Source organism: Mesorhizobium sp. LNHC221B00 (assembly GCF_000502935.1).
Taxonomy (GTDB): domain Bacteria; phylum Pseudomonadota; class Alphaproteobacteria; order Rhizobiales; family Rhizobiaceae; genus Mesorhizobium; species Mesorhizobium opportunistum.
In genome coordinates, this window is sequence record NZ_AYWR01000032.1 from 39,930 (window position 1) to 54,210 (window position 14,281).

The following is a 14,281-nucleotide window of genomic DNA, read 5'->3' on the forward strand; positions in this document are numbered from 1 at the left end:
ACGGCGTTGGGACTGCATCCCGCATTCACGCGAAACACCGCGGCCTGGCCGCTGGCCGGCCATGACCAGATACCGCCGTCAGCGAACGAACTTGATTTGACAATTTTGCTCGGGTCGCTGCAGGTCTCGTCGCGAGACATGCAGGACATCAGCCCGCTCCCCGACGCCAGCGCCGAGCTGGCTATAAAACCAATCGAACCGCTTGCGTTGGTGGGGCCGACCGCTGGCACCGGCAAGTGGGCGACGGCAATCGTCATCTCCGGCCTGCTCCATGCCGCCGTGGCTTTTCTGATTTCATCCTCGGGATCATTCGATTCCAGGGATTCGGTGCAGCCGGAAGGCAGCGATCAGGTCGGAGACAAGATAGCCGGCAGCGCACTGGACAAGGATCCGGCGGCAGTGAGCGTCAAGCTGGTGCCAAGCCCGCCGCCAGCCAAACCGGAACCCGCAAGGGCAGCTAGGCCGGTACCCCCGACAAAACCTTCGCAGCCTGAGCAAGAAACCGTGACGCATGCTCCCGAGCCTGTCCGGGACGCGGCGAAGCAGGCATCGGAGCCCTCGCCGGAACCGGCCAAACAGTCTGTGGCCACGCCAGACATACTGGTGGCGGCAACGCCGCGCCTTGATAACCAGAGCGTCGCCGCTGAGAATATGACCGCCAAGACCGAAACGCCGGTACAGCCGGGCGTCCAGGCCGAAACCGTCGAAATGCCTGTCGCCGTTCCAGACCAACCGCCAATCCCCAGCGCCAGGCCAACCCCGGCTGCCGCCCCTTCAACAACAGCGGACGAGAAGCGCGGCACGGCGGATGGCCGGGATGAGCTGGCACCGCCGGCCAGCAAGGGTAAAAAGCAGAAGGAAGCAGGCCGCGACGCGGAATTCAGCTATCGCAGTGACGTCGTCAGAAAGCTTAGCCGTGTCAACCGCAGCGTCCCGCCTTCGGTGCAACGAACCGCACGCAACAACGCCGTGGTGACGTTCGTCATCGGCAGCCGGGGCGGCATCGATGAACTGCGCATCCTGCAAAGTTCAGGATCTCCCAACTTCGATCAGACCGCCCTCGGCATCGTGCGCAAGGCCGCGCCCTTTCCTCCAATTCCGCCGCAGGCCGCAAGCTCGAGTTTGGAGTTCGAGGCTGAAATCGGCCCATTTTGAATACGCCCGGAACGAACTGCCGCGGCGCCAACCATCAACGTCCGCATGAAAGGAACCCCATGTACATCGCCATGAACCGCTTCAAGGTGCAGGCCGGCTCGGAAGCCGATTTCGAAGCCGTCTGGAAGAACCGCGATTCCAGCCTTGCCGGGATGAAAGGCTTCCGCGAATTCCATCTGCTGCGCGGCCCGGTCAACGAGACCGAAGGCTACACGCTGTTCGCCTCGCACACGGTGTGGGCGAGCCACGACGATTTCGTCGCCTGGACCAAGTCCGAGAATTTCCGTGCCGCACACAGGAACGTCGGCACGACGAAGGTCCACTATCTCGGCCACCCGCAATTCGAGGGCTTTTCCGTCGTCGAGGGTGCCTGACGACGGAAACGTCGTGCAAGCCGCCTGAAGTCTCGTCCTGCTTACATCAGGGCGGCGAAGTGCCGCCGCTGCATTTTCGGCTGCGCCCCGGAAGAGGCGTAGGTCTCAGCGACCACGGCACCAACTTTCAGGCTTGGCCAAACAAGCGCCGCAGATGCCTGACGGCACGCTTGCGCCACCATCGCCAACGGTTTCTTGGGCTCAGAAAGGGCGCTATGCGTGGATCGTCAAACAGCTTGCCAAATCGCCTTAAATGATGGGCAAGCACTTCTGACACGAAACCCTTGCCGTTTATCGCGTCGAGGCGTTCGGCATTAGCCACAACATAGTCGAGAACATCGGCGCCCAAAGCGATTTGCTTGACCTTGTTCGCCGGCAACAGCTGCACATGTCCGCCCTCATATGCGCCGTTGGTGGAGATATTGGCACCGTGCAGACGATAGAGGCCTAGAGATTCCGACAACAGCAGGCTGCCGGCCACCATATGCGCACAAGTCGCCGCCAGATAGTCTGTCCCCGTCCTCACCTTGAATGGGAAAGGCAGCACCGGTTCCAGCACGCCACGCCGGAAAACCATCGATGATGTCGGTGCCCATATCCAGCCGGGGGTTTTGGGGCCCAGATAGGTAATTGGATATTCCGATGAATAGGCGATCTCCGGCGCCACCTCACCGATCCGATTGACGGACGGCACGGCAACGCCAATCGGGTTCTCCCCGGAACGTGGCTTGCGCAGCCCAAGGTAGGTGCCGCTCAGGGCGACACGGTCGCGATCAACCAGAAAAGCATCGGAACTGGACAGAGATGCCGGATGCATCGTGTTCAGATGAGCCGACAGATGCGCGACGAGAAAATTCGGTAGCCAGACATCGTCAGCATCGAGGAAAGCCACGAATGGCTGATCGCCGGCGGCAAAACCGTCACGGAACGCTGCGATCTGGCCGCCATTTTGCGGCCGCACCAGTAGACGCAGGCGTGGGTCGCCAATCGTTTCGAGAAGCTGGCGCACATGTTCGGCCGAACCATCCGTCGAGGCATCGTCAACGATGACGCAATCCCATTTCTGATAGGTCTGCGCCAATACCGAGCGGATCGCATCCCCGACATAGGCGCGATAATTGTGACAAGTGATGATGACGCCTACTCGAGGAAGCTCGAATAGCACGGTCGTGCTTGGCATGCGTGGCTTGCCCCGATGGACGCCCAGGTTTTCGGGCTCTTGCCCTTTGCACCGGCCCGAAGCCGATGACAAGGGACCCGAAGCCGATGGCAAGGGAAAGCCTTCCTCCTAAGCCGCGGCGAGCAGGCTCGCATTGCCGCCCGCCGCCGTCGTGTCGACGCAGACGGCCCGCTCATGCGCATAGGCCGCCGGATTGAGCACCTCGCTGACCAGCGGTACGATCGGACCAGCCCTGTCGGCAATGACCTTGCGCACGATGCGCGCGGCTTCAGCCGTGCCCGAAAAAGCGACGACATCGACGCGCAGCGAGCGCGCCTCGACTGGATCCGGCCGGCCGTCGATCGCGGCCAGCGGCAATCCCTTGCCGGTCAAAGCCGAGAGTGCGGCCGGTGCGCCCGGCGCCACGGCCAGGACCGCATTGCCGGCGGCAAGCGCCTGGATCGTCTGGGCAAGCAGCGTATCGGCGTCGGGACCGAGGCACAGCACGCGTCCGCGCGGCGACAACGATAGCGTGTTGGCCTCGCCGGTCGGCCCGGGAAGGTCGACCTGGCCGAAGTCGATACCGGCGGCGGCTCCAATGGCGGCCGCGCCCTTGCCGCGCAGATGCTTCCTCAGGATGGCGATGCGATCAGGCCGCGTCGACCAGCCGCCGAGTGTCGGATCGGGAAGGTTGTCGGCCAGTTCGGTCGCCGTCACCTTGTGGCCCTCGCCAACTTCGGTGCCGGCTTCCGGCCCCCTGCGGAAGCGCCGGAGATAGTGCGGTCCGCCGGCCTTTGGCCCGGTGCCCGACAGCCCCTCGCCGCCAAACGGCTGCGAGCCGACGACGGCGCCGATCTGGTTGCGGTTGACGTAGATGTTGCCGGCATGGATGCCGTCGACGAAATGTTGGACACGGCCTTCTATGCGGGTGTGCAGGCCGAAGGTCAGGCCATAGCCCTTGCGGTTGATGGCGGCGATCACCGTATCGATCTCGTCGGCGTCGAAGCTGGCGACATGCAGCACCGGGCCGAATACCTCGCGCTGCATCTCCTCGATGCCTTTGACCCGGAAGACATGCGGCGCGACGAAGCGTCCGTCTTTCGGCGCCTCGAGCTTGGCGATCAGGCGGCCCTGCAGGCCCATCGTGGTGCAATAATCGCGGATCGAAGCTTGCGCCTCGTCGTCGATGACCGGACCGATATCGATCGAGATCCGCCAGGGATCGCCGATGTTGAGCGCTTCCATCGCGCCCTTCAGCATCTCCAGCATCTTCTTCTCGACGTCCTTCTGCACATAGAGCACGCGCAGCGCCGAGCAGCGCTGGCCGGCACTCTGGAAGGCCGAGGCCAGGATATCGCGCACCGCCTGCTCGGGCAGCGCGGTGGAATCGACGATCATGGCGTTGAGGCCGCCGGTCTCGGCGATCAGCATCGCGTCGGGCGCGGCGGTCTCGGCGAGCTGTTTCTCGATCAGCTTGGCGACCTCGGTCGAACCGGTGAAGCAGACACCGGCGATGCGTGGATCAGCGGTCAGCGGCCCGCCGACCGAGGGGCCGTCGCCGGGCAGCAACTGGATCACGTCTTCCGGCACGCCGGCCTCGCGCAGCAGTTCGACGGCGCGGAAGGCGATCAGCGGCGTCTGCTCGGCCGGCTTGGCGATCACCGAATTGCCGGTGACCAGCGCTGCCGAGATCTGGCCGGTGAAGATGGCGAGCGGGAAATTCCACGGCGAAATGCAGACGATGGCGCCACGCGCCTGCGTGCCCGGCTCGGCATTGGCCGCCTCGGCCGCGTAGTAACGCAGGAAGTCCACGGCCTCGCGCACTTCCGCCACGCCGTCGGCCAGCGATTTGCCGGCCTCGCGGGTGGCGAGCGCGAAAAACTCGACGGCATTCGCCTCATAGAGATCGGCGGCGCGGTTGAGGATGGCGGCACGCTCGGCCACGGGCCGTTTGGCCCAGGCCGGCTGCGCCTCGACCGCGATGCGCACGGCGGTCGCGACTTGCTTGGCGGCGGCCTCGTGAACCGTACCGACCACTTCGTCAGGCTTCGCCGGATTGACGATCGGACGCTGCTTGCCGTAGCCGGCGGCGCGCGTGATCGGCTTGGCATGCCAGCGGTCGGAACCGGCAAAGGCCGCCCTGGCCTTGTCGATCGCCGCCAGCGTCACGGTGTCGGTGATGTCGAATCCCCTGGAGTTGCGGCGGCCGGCCCCAAAAATCTGGGATGGCCGGGCAATCGCTGGATTGGCGGCAGGGCCCTGGCTCTCGACGGTTTCCAGCGGATCGCGCGCGATGTCCTCCGGCTCGACGTCCTCGTCGGTCAGCTGGTGCACGAAGGAGGAATTGGCGCCGTTCTCCAGCAGTCGACGAACCAGATAGGCAAGCAAATCCGAATGCGCGCCGACCGGCGCATAGATGCGGCAGCGCGTGCGTTCGGACCGGCGCACCGTCTCGTGCAGCGCCTCGCCCATGCCGTGCAGGCGCTGGAACTCGAAGGCGTCGCGGCTGTCGGCCATCGACAGGATGGCGGCGACGGTGTGGGCGTTGTGAGTGGCGAATTGCGGATAGATCCGGTCCGTCATGCCAAGCAGCTTTTTCGCGCAGGCGATGTAGGAGACGTCGGTGTTGGCCTTGCGGGTGAAGACAGGATAGCCCGATAGTCCGAGCGTCTGCGCCCGCTTGATCTCAGTGTCCCAATAGGCGCCCTTGACCAGCCGCACCATGATGTTGCGGTCGTATTTCTTGGCCAGCGCGTAGAGCCAGTCGATGGCAAAGGCCGCACGCGGCCCATAGGCCTGGACGACGACGCCAAAGCCGTTCCAGCCGGCGAGCTCCGGCTCGGCCAGCACCCGCTCGATGACGTCCAGCGATAGATCGAGCCGGTCGGCCTCCTCTGCGTCGATGTTGAGACCCATACGCGAATGCCGTGCGGCCAGCGCCAGCGACAGCAGCCGCTCGGCCATCACCGGCAGCATCTCTTCCTTCTGCGCCACCTCGTAGCGCGGATGCAGCGCCGACAGCTTGACCGAGATGCCATGGTTCTGCCGGATATCGGGGCCGTTGGAACCGCTGTCGAGCGAGGAAATGGCGTCGGCATAGGCCTTGTGGTAGCGCAGCGCGTCGGCTTCTGTGCGGGCCGCTTCGCCCAGCATGTCGAAGGAATACAGATAGCCCTTCTGCGTCATCGGTCGGCCGCGCTTGACCGCTTCGGCGATGGTGCGGCCGAGCACGAATTGTTCGCCCATTTCGCGCATCGCGGCCGCCACCGCCTTGCGGATGACCGGCTCGCCCAGCCGCCGCACCATCGATCGCAGCGTGCCTTCGATGCCGCCCTCGCCCTCGTCGAGGACGCGGCCGGTCAGCATCAGCGCCCAGGTCGAAGCGTTGACGAAGATCGAGCTCGAACCGCCCGAATGCGACGACCAGTCGTGCGGTGCGATCTTGTCGGCGATGAGATCATCCATCGTCTCGGTGTCCGGCACGCGCAGCAGCGCCTCGGCCAGACACATCAGCGCCACGCCCTCTTTGGTGGAGAGGCCATAGGCGGAGAGAAAGACTTCCATCAGCCGCGGATCGGACGAGCCGCGCACCGCGCGCACCAGATCCGCGGCACGCGCCGAAATCGCCTTGCGGTCTTTCGCGGACAGCGCTGCCGTCTCCGCCAGCCGCTTCACGGCCTCGTCTTCGTCGGGCAGGTAGTTGGCACGGATCTGCTGGCGGATGGTGTCGAGCGGCATGGCGGTCCTGCGGAGCGAGCATCGGAGAGCGGGCCGGCGGTCACCGGACCGAATGGCGCAAGCTAGCACAGGCGCGAAATTTCAGCCGGTCCAAAGAAATCGACTTGGCAGGTCATTTGATCTATCATTACGGTCGAAATCTAACAAATAGACTGCCTTTTCGATGATTGAAGACCAATTGGACCGCATCGACAGGAACATCCTGTCGGCACTGGCAAGCAATGGCCGACTTTCCATGTCCGAACTGGCGGCAAAGGTCGGTCTGTCCAAAACGCCGGTGCAGGCACGGGTGAAGCGGCTGGAGAAGGACGGCTATATCAGGGGCTATCAGGCAATCGTCGACCGCCAGCGCATGGGCGAAGGCCACGTCGCCTTCGTCCAGGTGAAACTGTCCGACACCCGCTCCGCGGCGCTCGACGCTTTCAACCGGTCGGTGCAGGGCGTGCCCGAGATCGAGCAGTGCCACATGATGGCATCGAGCTTCGACTATCTGCTGAAGGTGCGCACGAAGGACATCGCCGCCTATCGCCGCGTGCTGGGCGAGCGCATCTCCGCCCTGCCCCATGTCGCCCAGACCTCGACCTTCGTGGCGATGGAGACGGTGAAGGATCGATAGAGTTCAATGACCGATACGCGATTTCGACTTTTCAGGCTCGAAGCTGATGCGAAGCTTCGAGCCTGTCGCCTTGGCGAAACGCTGCAGGGTTCGGGTCGAAGGCATGTTTCGACCGCTCTCCAGGCGAGCAATCACTGCCTGCGTCGTTCCCATGGCGGTAGCGACCTCTTCCTGCGTCATGTCGGCCTCACCTCGGGCCTTGATCAGAGCTTCGGCGATCGCGAACTCCTCCTCTAACGCCTCGTATTCAGCAACGAATTCCGGATCTCTGAACCATTCCTTGGCAACATCCTCAACAGGGATTGTTTTCCGGCTCATAGAACCTCCTTTGCTCGTTTAAGAGCCAACTCGATCTCGCTTCGTGGTGTCTTCTGGGTCTTTTTAGCGAACACACGCACCACAATCACACGGCGTTCGGCCGCAGTCACATAGATCGCACGACCGATGCCATCCCGGCCCTTCATGCGCATTTCCCAAAGCTTGCCTTCCAGATGCTTTACATAGGGCTCGTGGACTTTTTGCAGTCCATGCGTCTCGATCAAACGCGATATCCGGAGAAAACTGGCCAAGATATCTTTCGGTTGGGCCTCAAGCTCCCGCCTCACCTCGATATTGAGAAATGCGACTGACCAACTCATCCCGCCCAGTATACCTTTTTTGCAATATTTTTCAATCGCCGATACTCGGCAACCTCACTCCGACAGCGTCTTCAGGAAAGCCACCAGCGCCGCGCGCTCTCGATCGGACAGTTCCAGCGGGTGAATCTCGGATATCCCCTCGATGGTGGGCGCGGCCTTGGCATAATGAGCCACCACTTCGTCGAGCGACGAGAACTGCCCGGCATGCATGTAGGGCGGTCGCGCCGCCGCACCGCGCAGCGACGGCGTCTTGTAGGCGCGAACCAGTTGCGGCGCATCCTTGACCATGAAGCGCAGCTCGCCGCAAGCGCCGGCATCGCCGTCGCGATAGGCACCGAAGCAATTGAACGGATCCGCCTCGACCTGTGTCACCGCGTCGACGCGGCCGCGATCCGGTGGCAGGCCCGTCACGGGCGGCACGCCAGTGTTGTGAAAACTGTTGTCGGTGAAGCGCGGGCCGTCGTGGCAGGTCACGCAATTGGCCTTGCCGATGAACAGTTTCAGCCCGAGGATTTCCTCCCGGGAAAAGGCGGCATCGCCCTTCGGCTCTGCGCCGGTGGCAAGGTCCAGTGCAAAGCGATCGAAGCGCGTCTGTGCCGGCTCGATCGACCGCTCGAAGGCCGCGATCGCTTTGCCGATATTGGAAAAGACGCGGTTGATCGCGTCGCGCTGCGTGTCGCTCATCGCGCTCCAGGCCGCCTTTTCGGCATCGGTGCCAAGCGGACTGGCATTCGCCGGAATGCCGGAAAAATCGGGCAAAGGCCCGAAGATGCGCTCATAGCGCTCGCCGAAGCGCGCCTTGATGTAATGCGCGTAAGCGGCGCGGTTTCCCGCTTGCTCCAGCGGGTTTTCAAGCGGCGTCAGCGCTTGCGCCCAGAGGCTGTCGCGGCGGCCGTCCCAGAAGAACCAGGGATCGCGCGCCACGCCGGCCAACGGCATGGTGCGCCGGTTGGTGCGGCCGACACCGACGGCTTGCGGCAGGTCGTCCTGGAACTGGCGGTCGATCTTGTGGCACGTCGAGCAAGACACCGTGCCGCCGCGGCTCATGCCGAGATCGAAGAACAGCGTCGAGCCGAGCGCGGCTGCCGCCGGCACATCGGCAAATCGGTTCGTCGTGTCGGGCTTCAGTGGCGGCAATGTGTTTAGCGCCAGCGAAGCGATCGTCTTCTTCTCCGCGTCGGAAAAATCCGGCTTGCCGCAGCCCGCGAGGACAACGGCCACCATCAGCGCCAGAAAATAAGAAAGGCGCCTCATCGCTCGCTCACAGCACCACGTTGAACAGCACCGTGTCGGAACCGGCGGTGGCCGATATGGCGAAATGCAACTGCCACCAGCCGCTCATGGTGAACTTGACCCCTTCGATCCGGTAGCGTCCGTCGCCGAGATAGTCGGTCGCTTGCGGGCTGGTCGGCAGGCCGTGATTGTGCAGCGGCATGCCTCCGGAGATCGCGATCGCGGCCCCTTCCACCGGAACGCCGGCTTTTGTCTTCAGGGTCAGCAGCCAGGATTCCAGCTCGCCCTGCCGCACGACGCCCCGCTCCGGCGAAAAACTCGCCGTGAACAGCCCGTTGTCGCTGTTCCTCGTGCGCGACACATCCGGGCCGGCGGGCAGCGCCGAGTGCGGCGCGGTCAGGTAGACGACCGCCAGGATGCTGACCAGCAAGGCAGCCAGACCAAGACCCGCTAACAGATAACGCCATAACGATGCCAAACCGGTTCCTCTTCTGCAGACAACGTTTGCCGGGCGGATCGCATCCCGTCGGCTGTGGGAAAACGCTGTGGCGCAAAAAAGCCTGCTTGCCAAGCATGGCGCTGCCGGTGGCAAAAAGCTACAGCACCGAAATCACTGGAGGATTCTGGATGGCTGGAAACGGTGTCGCCTCGATCGGCGAATGCATGCTCGAACTGTCGGGTCAGACGGGCCCGAACTGGCGCATGGGTTTTGCCGGCGACACATTCAACACGCTGTGGGCGCTGCATGCGCTGAGCGGCGACCGGCCGGCAACCTATGTCTCGGCCTTCGGCGACGATCCCTTCTCGCACGGCCAGATCGGCTTCTTCGCCGAAAATGGCATCGGCATCGGCTCCAGCCCGGTCATACCCGGCGCACGGCCCGGCCTCTATGCGATCACGCTGACCGGCGCCGAGCGCTCCTTCACCTATTGGCGCAGCGACGCCGCTGCCCGGCAGCTTGCTTCGGATCCCAAAGCCCTTTCAAAAAACATTGAAAATCAGTCTCTTGTGTACTTTTCCGGAATCACTTTGGCAATTCTGGACGATGCCGCGCGCGCCACATTGCTGGCGGCCATCGCCAAGGCGCGGGCGGCAGGCTCGCTGATCGCCTTCGACCCCAACTATCGGCCACGGCTCTGGCGGCGCCGCGAGGACGCCCAGGCAGCGATCGTCGAAGCCTTAGGTGTCACCGACATCGCACTGCCGACCTTCCCCGATGAGCAGATGCTGTTCGGCGACGAAACCCCGCGAGCGACGGCGGACCGTCTCGGCAAATTGGTCGATGAGGTGGTCGTCAAGAACGGCGAGGCGCCCGCGCTGGTTGCCAGTGAGGGGACACTGCACGACGTGCCGGCGATCCATGTCGCCGCCCCTGTCGACACGACAGGAGCCGGAGATTCCTTCAACGGCGGCTATCTTGCGGCCCGCCTTGCCGGCCATGAGCCGGTGGAAGCCGCGCGACGCGGCCACCGCGTCGCCGCCGCGGTAGTGCAGGTGCGCGGCGCGCTGGCGCCGTTCCAGACACTAAGAGCGGCCTTCGACGCTGAGGTCTGCTGATCTTAGGGCAGTCTGAACCGGTATTCCGTCACATGATGGTAGATCGCGCCTGGCCACAACGTCGCTTGCGGGAAATACGGCCGGTTCGGCGCATCCGGCCATATCTGCGGCTCGAGGCAGAAGCCGGAAAAGGCCTTGTAGTCCCGCCCTTCCAGGCCAGTGCGCGGCGTCACATACTGGCCGGTATAGAGCTGGACGCCTGGTTCCGTGGTCCAGACTTCCATCTCGACGCCGGAACTCGCCCCTTGCGTCCATGATGCCTGCCGCAGCGGCCCGCGCGTCGCGCCGAGGCAGAAATTCTGGTCATAAGGCAGCTGTTCGCCCTCGGTCTCCATGCGCAGCGGCCGTGCCTGGCGGAAGTCGAAGGGTGTGCCGTCGACCGGCTTGACCACGCCGGTTGGAATCATATCGCTGTCGACAGGCAGATAGGCGCCGGCATTCAGCATCATCCTGTGGTCGAGAACGTCGCCGGCACCGCCATCATCCAGGTTGAAGTAGGAATGCTGGGTGAGATTGCACAATGTCGGCTCCTCGCAGGTCGCCGTCAGCTCGACGCTGAGCGTGCCGGGGATCTTCAGCCGGTAGGTGCAGGTGACATCGAGCGCGCCGGGAAAGCCCATCGCGCCGTCGGGATCATGTAGCGTCAGCGTAACGAAGTCCCTGCCATGCAGCGAAACCGCCCACGAGCGGCGCGCATAACCTTGCGAGCCGCCATGCAGCGTGTGCTTGTCGAGGAAATTCTGCTCGGTCTGGTAGCGGTTGCCGCCAATGGTGAAGCGGCCGTCGCGGATGCGGTTGGCATAGCGGCCGACAACCGCGCCGAAAAAGGCGTTGTCGGCCTCATAGGCTTCCAGGGTGTTGTAGCCGAGCACCAGCGGTGCATCATGCCCGGCCAGCCGCAAATCCTGGATGACGGCGCCGAGTCCGATGATGTTGGCGGTGAGACCGCCACCCCTGATCGTGAAGCGGCGCACCGGTTCGCCCGCCTGCGTCGTACCGAAAACCTCGCCATCTTTCATCGCCATGCCCGCAAATGCCAAATTGATCCAGAGGGCTTCGGCTGGTTTTCTTAAGCCCAGGTGGACAGGTCACCGCCCGGCCCGTCTCAGAGCAGTCTATCAGAGGCCGAGACCGCCGATGCAGACATATTTGGTATCGAGGTAATCCTCGATGCCCTGATGCCCGCCTTCCTTGCCGAGGCCCGATTCCTTGACGCCGCCGAACGGCGCTTCCGGCGTGGTGATCAGGCCCTCATTGACGCCGACCATGCCGTATTTCAGCCCTTCCATGACCCGGAAGGCACGGCCGAGATCGCCGGTGTAGAAGTAGCAGGCAAGGCCGAATTCGGTGTCGTTGGCGAGCGCGACGGCCTCTTCCTCGGTCTCGAACTTGAACACGGGTGCTACCGGCCCGAAGATCTCTTCCTTCATGAAGCGCATCTTGGGCGTGGCGTTGGCGATGACCGTCGGCTGGAAGAACGAGCCGCCCAGCGCATGGCGCTTGCCGCCGGCGACGACCTTGCCGCCCTTCGACGTGGCGTCGGCGATCAGTTCCTCGACCTTCTCGACCGCTTTCTCGTCGATCAGCGGTCCCTGCTGCACGCCCTCTTCGAGGCCGGAACCGACCTTAAGCCCGTTGCTGGCGGCGGCGAGCTTCTCGACGAACTTGTCGTAGACGCCGGCCTGAACCAGGAAGCGGTTGGTGCAGACGCAGGTCTGGCCGGAGTTGCGGTACTTGGCGGTGATCGCGCCGGCGACCGCACGCTCGATGTCGGCATCATCGAAGACGATGAACGGCGCGTTGCCGCCCAGTTCCATCGACACCTTCTTGACGGTCACCGATGACTTCTGGATGAGAAGCTTGCCGACCTCGGTCGAGCCGGTGAAGGTGATCTTCGACACCAGCGGGCTGGCGCAGATCTCGTCGCCGATCTCGCTGGCCGAACCGGTCAGGATGTTGACGACGCCCTTGGGGAAGCCGACTTCCTCGGCCAGCGCACCCCAGGCCAGACCCGAATACGGCGTCTGCGAGGCCGGCTTGACGACCGCGGTGCAGCCGGCGGCAAGGGCCGGGCCAAGCTTGCGGGCCAGCATCGAGGAGGGGAAATTCCACGGCGTAATGGCGGCAATGACGCCGACCGGTTCCTTGGTCACCAGGATGCGGCGGTCCGCCCACGGCGACGGCACGACGTCGCCATAGGTGCGGCGGCCTTCCTCGGCGAACCACAATATGTAGGCCGCGGCCGAGCCGATCTCGCCTTTCGATTCGAACAGCGACTTGCCCTGCTCGATGGTGAGCAATTCGGCCAGCACATCCTGATTATCCATCATCGCGTCATGCAGCTTGCGCAGCAGCTTCGAGCGCTCGAGCGCGGTGGTCTTGCGCCAGCTCCTGAAAGCTTCGCTGGCGGCTTCGATGGCGCGGCGGGTCTCGGCCTTGCCCGACTTCGGCACGGTGCCGATCTTGAGGCCGGTGGCCGNGCTTCGATGGCGCGGCGGGTCTCGGCCTTGCCCGACTTCGGCACGGTGCCGATCTTGAGGCCGGTGGCCGGGTTGTTGACGTCGACCGTCTGGCCGCTGTCGGCCTGCACCCATTCGCCGTTGATGAGATTGGCCTGCCGCATGAAATGGCTGGTTTTCTGAAGCATGGTCTATCCTCCGTTCGGCGCACTGACGGGCCGGCCTGTGAATTCTTCGGTGAGCGGGCGCCACGCCTTTGGAAAAGCCGGCACGCCGGAGCCACTGCTCTTTACCTAGGGCAAGGCCCGCAAGCAATCGCAAGATGGCATATAGGGCTTGGGCCAGCGCGAGACGAGAGCTACCCGAAAACGTGCAAGACAACCGTCAGCCAGAAAGCCGTGGTGACAGCGGCGCAGGCCGTGGCGATGGTCATCTGGTTCGACGCCAGCGCCTGGCCGGTGTTGAACTGAACGGCGATGAGATAGGAATTGATGCCGGACGGCAAGGCGGCAACCACGACAGCGACCTTGGCCGTCAACGGCGGCAGCCCAAGCAACCAGACGAAAGCAAGAACCAGCGCCGGCATCAGGAACAGCTTCAGCAACGAAAGCGCCAGTGCCGGGCGGACATTGCCGGATATGCCGAAGCGGCGCAGGCTGAGCCCCATGGCAAACAGCGCTACCGGCCCTGCCGTGTCGGCCAGCGCATCGACCAGCCGCATGACGAGGTCGGGCAGCGGCACGCCGCTCAGCCGCCATGCCAGCCCCAGGAGAATGCCGATGATCAGCGGGTTGATGAACAACCGCCGCAGGAAACTGCGCAGCACCCGCAGCGGATGCACGTGCTCGCCACGGCCGCGGCCGAACATCTCGAACAGCACGATCGATGCCATCATCATCACAGGCAAATGAACGGAAACCAGCAGTGACAGCACTTCGAAGCCGCTCGGGCCGAATATGCCGAGAACGAAGGGCGCGCCAAGCAGCACGACATTGGAATAGGCTGATGACACGCCCCCGACGACGCCGGCGCGTGCATCGCGCCCGAAAACCCGTGTGGTGACGACATGGCCCGCCGCCCAGGTGATCGCCACGGCGGTGAAGTAGGCGCCCCACAGCGGCCATGGCGCCACGCCGTGGAAATCGGCGTTCACCATCGTCTGGAACAAAAGCAGCGGCATCGCCACCGAGACGGCGAAATCGGCTATCCCCTCGCCGCTCGCCGGTCTGAGATAGCCCGTGAGCCCGGCGAGATAGCCGAGCGCCACGAGGCTAAAGACAAAAAGCACGGTTTCGGTAAGCGGAGACATTTTTCAGGGATAGGCGAGCAAGGCCGGTGGCGCAATCGCGCCC

At 63.9% G+C, this 14,281-nt stretch carries 12 protein-coding genes and 1 pseudogene; 4 read left to right on the forward strand and 9 right to left on the reverse strand.

Going from position 1 to position 14,281, the window contains the following annotated elements; all coding sequences use genetic code 11:
• The first annotated feature begins 6 nt into the window (after positions 1 to 6).
• On the forward strand, positions 7 to 1,155 hold the full coding sequence (locus X741_RS139670) for a TonB family protein (protein ID WP_245272796.1): 1,149 nt from the start codon (positions 7 to 9) through the stop codon (positions 1,153 to 1,155).
• A 59-nt stretch (positions 1,156 to 1,214) separates the two neighbouring features.
• Positions 1,215 to 1,529 (forward strand): antibiotic biosynthesis monooxygenase, encoded by a 315-nt coding sequence (locus X741_RS139665; RefSeq protein ID WP_013895038.1) that lies wholly within the window; start codon positions 1,215 to 1,217, stop codon positions 1,527 to 1,529.
• 127 nt (positions 1,530 to 1,656) lie between these two features.
• On the opposite strand, the gene X741_RS139660 is transcribed toward X741_RS139665, so the two are convergent.
• Both X741_RS139660 and putA read right to left on the reverse strand, forming a co-directional pair.
• Positions 1,657 to 2,709 carry a glycosyltransferase family 2 protein gene (locus X741_RS139660; protein ID WP_031250597.1) on the reverse strand — a complete coding sequence of 351 codons (1,053 nt, stop codon included), beginning with the start codon at positions 2,707 to 2,709 and terminating at the stop codon, positions 1,657 to 1,659.
• A 108-nt stretch (positions 2,710 to 2,817) separates the two neighbouring features.
• A complete protein-coding gene (putA, locus tag X741_RS139655) occupies positions 2,818 to 6,426 on the reverse strand; it encodes a bifunctional proline dehydrogenase/L-glutamate gamma-semialdehyde dehydrogenase PutA (RefSeq protein ID WP_023780374.1) in 3,609 nt (1,202 codons plus the stop codon).
• 163 nt (positions 6,427 to 6,589) lie between these two features.
• Here putA and X741_RS139650 point away from each other — a divergent pair, with 163 nt between their 5' ends.
• Positions 6,590 to 7,042 (forward strand): Lrp/AsnC ligand binding domain-containing protein, encoded by a 453-nt coding sequence (locus tag X741_RS139650; RefSeq protein ID WP_023780375.1) that lies wholly within the window; start codon positions 6,590 to 6,592, stop codon positions 7,040 to 7,042.
• Between the two features lie 3 nt (positions 7,043 to 7,045).
• Here the strand turns inward: X741_RS139650 and X741_RS139645 are convergent, their stop codons facing one another.
• The 4 genes from X741_RS139645 to X741_RS139630 are packed head-to-tail and all read right to left on the reverse strand — an operon-like array spanning position 7,046 to position 9,391.
• Complete coding sequence (locus tag X741_RS139645) at positions 7,046 to 7,360, reverse strand: helix-turn-helix transcriptional regulator (RefSeq protein WP_023763442.1); 315 nt, start codon at positions 7,358 to 7,360, stop codon at positions 7,046 to 7,048.
• Positions 7,357 to 7,680, reverse strand: a complete 324-nt coding sequence (locus X741_RS139640) for a type II toxin-antitoxin system RelE/ParE family toxin (RefSeq protein WP_023780376.1) — start codon at positions 7,678 to 7,680, stop codon at positions 7,357 to 7,359. The genes X741_RS139645 and X741_RS139640 overlap by 4 nt, the downstream gene beginning before the upstream one ends.
• A 54-nt stretch (positions 7,681 to 7,734) precedes the next feature.
• Positions 7,735 to 8,934 (reverse strand): cytochrome c peroxidase, encoded by a 1,200-nt coding sequence (locus X741_RS139635; protein ID WP_023780377.1) that lies wholly within the window; start codon positions 8,932 to 8,934, stop codon positions 7,735 to 7,737.
• A 7-nt stretch (positions 8,935 to 8,941) separates the two neighbouring features.
• A complete protein-coding gene (locus tag X741_RS139630) occupies positions 8,942 to 9,391 on the reverse strand; it encodes a FixH family protein (protein ID WP_023780378.1) in 450 nt (149 codons plus the stop codon).
• A 149-nt stretch (positions 9,392 to 9,540) separates the two neighbouring features.
• On the opposite strand from X741_RS139630, the gene X741_RS139625 reads away from it, so the two are divergent.
• Complete coding sequence (locus tag X741_RS139625; protein WP_023780379.1) at positions 9,541 to 10,470, forward strand: sugar kinase; 930 nt, start codon at positions 9,541 to 9,543, stop codon at positions 10,468 to 10,470.
• 2 nt (positions 10,471 to 10,472) lie between these two features.
• Here the strand turns inward: X741_RS139625 and X741_RS139620 are convergent, their stop codons facing one another.
• The 3 genes and pseudogenes from X741_RS139620 to X741_RS139615 form a co-directional block, all read right to left on the reverse strand.
• Positions 10,473 to 11,495, reverse strand: a complete 1,023-nt coding sequence (locus tag X741_RS139620) for an aldose epimerase family protein (RefSeq protein ID WP_023780380.1) — start codon at positions 11,493 to 11,495, stop codon at positions 10,473 to 10,475.
• A 93-nt stretch (positions 11,496 to 11,588) separates the two neighbouring features.
• Positions 11,589 to 13,117: pseudogene (locus X741_RS01000000167235) on the reverse strand (NAD-dependent succinate-semialdehyde dehydrogenase).
• A 170-nt stretch (positions 13,118 to 13,287) separates the two neighbouring features.
• Positions 13,288 to 14,238 carry an AEC family transporter gene (locus tag X741_RS139615; RefSeq protein ID WP_023780381.1) on the reverse strand — a complete coding sequence of 317 codons (951 nt, stop codon included), beginning with the start codon at positions 14,236 to 14,238 and terminating at the stop codon, positions 13,288 to 13,290.
• Positions 14,239 to 14,281 lie beyond the last annotated feature (43 nt).

Coding starts and splice junctions, on each gene's coding strand:
- X741_RS139640 (WP_023780376.1), bottom strand. CDS start 7,680: ATGAGTTGGTCAGTCGCATTTCTCAATATCGAGGTGAGGCGGGAGCTT.
- X741_RS139650 (WP_023780375.1), top strand. CDS start 6,590: ATGATTGAAGACCAATTGGACCGCATCGACAGGAACATCCTGTCGGCA.
- X741_RS139615 (WP_023780381.1), bottom strand. CDS start 14,238: ATGTCTCCGCTTACCGAAACCGTGCTTTTTGTCTTTAGCCTCGTGGCG.
- X741_RS139635 (WP_023780377.1), bottom strand. CDS start 8,934: ATGAGGCGCCTTTCTTATTTTCTGGCGCTGATGGTGGCCGTTGTCCTC.
- X741_RS139645 (WP_023763442.1), bottom strand. CDS start 7,360: ATGAGCCGGAAAACAATCCCTGTTGAGGATGTTGCCAAGGAATGGTTC.
- X741_RS139625 (WP_023780379.1), top strand. CDS start 9,541: ATGGCTGGAAACGGTGTCGCCTCGATCGGCGAATGCATGCTCGAACTG.
- X741_RS139620 (WP_023780380.1), bottom strand. CDS start 11,495: ATGGCGATGAAAGATGGCGAGGTTTTCGGTACGACGCAGGCGGGCGAA.
- X741_RS139660 (WP_031250597.1), bottom strand. CDS start 2,709: ATGCCAAGCACGACCGTGCTATTCGAGCTTCCTCGAGTAGGCGTCATC.
- X741_RS139665 (WP_013895038.1), top strand. CDS start 1,215: ATGTACATCGCCATGAACCGCTTCAAGGTGCAGGCCGGCTCGGAAGCC.
- putA (WP_023780374.1), bottom strand. CDS start 6,426: ATGCCGCTCGACACCATCCGCCAGCAGATCCGTGCCAACTACCTGCCC.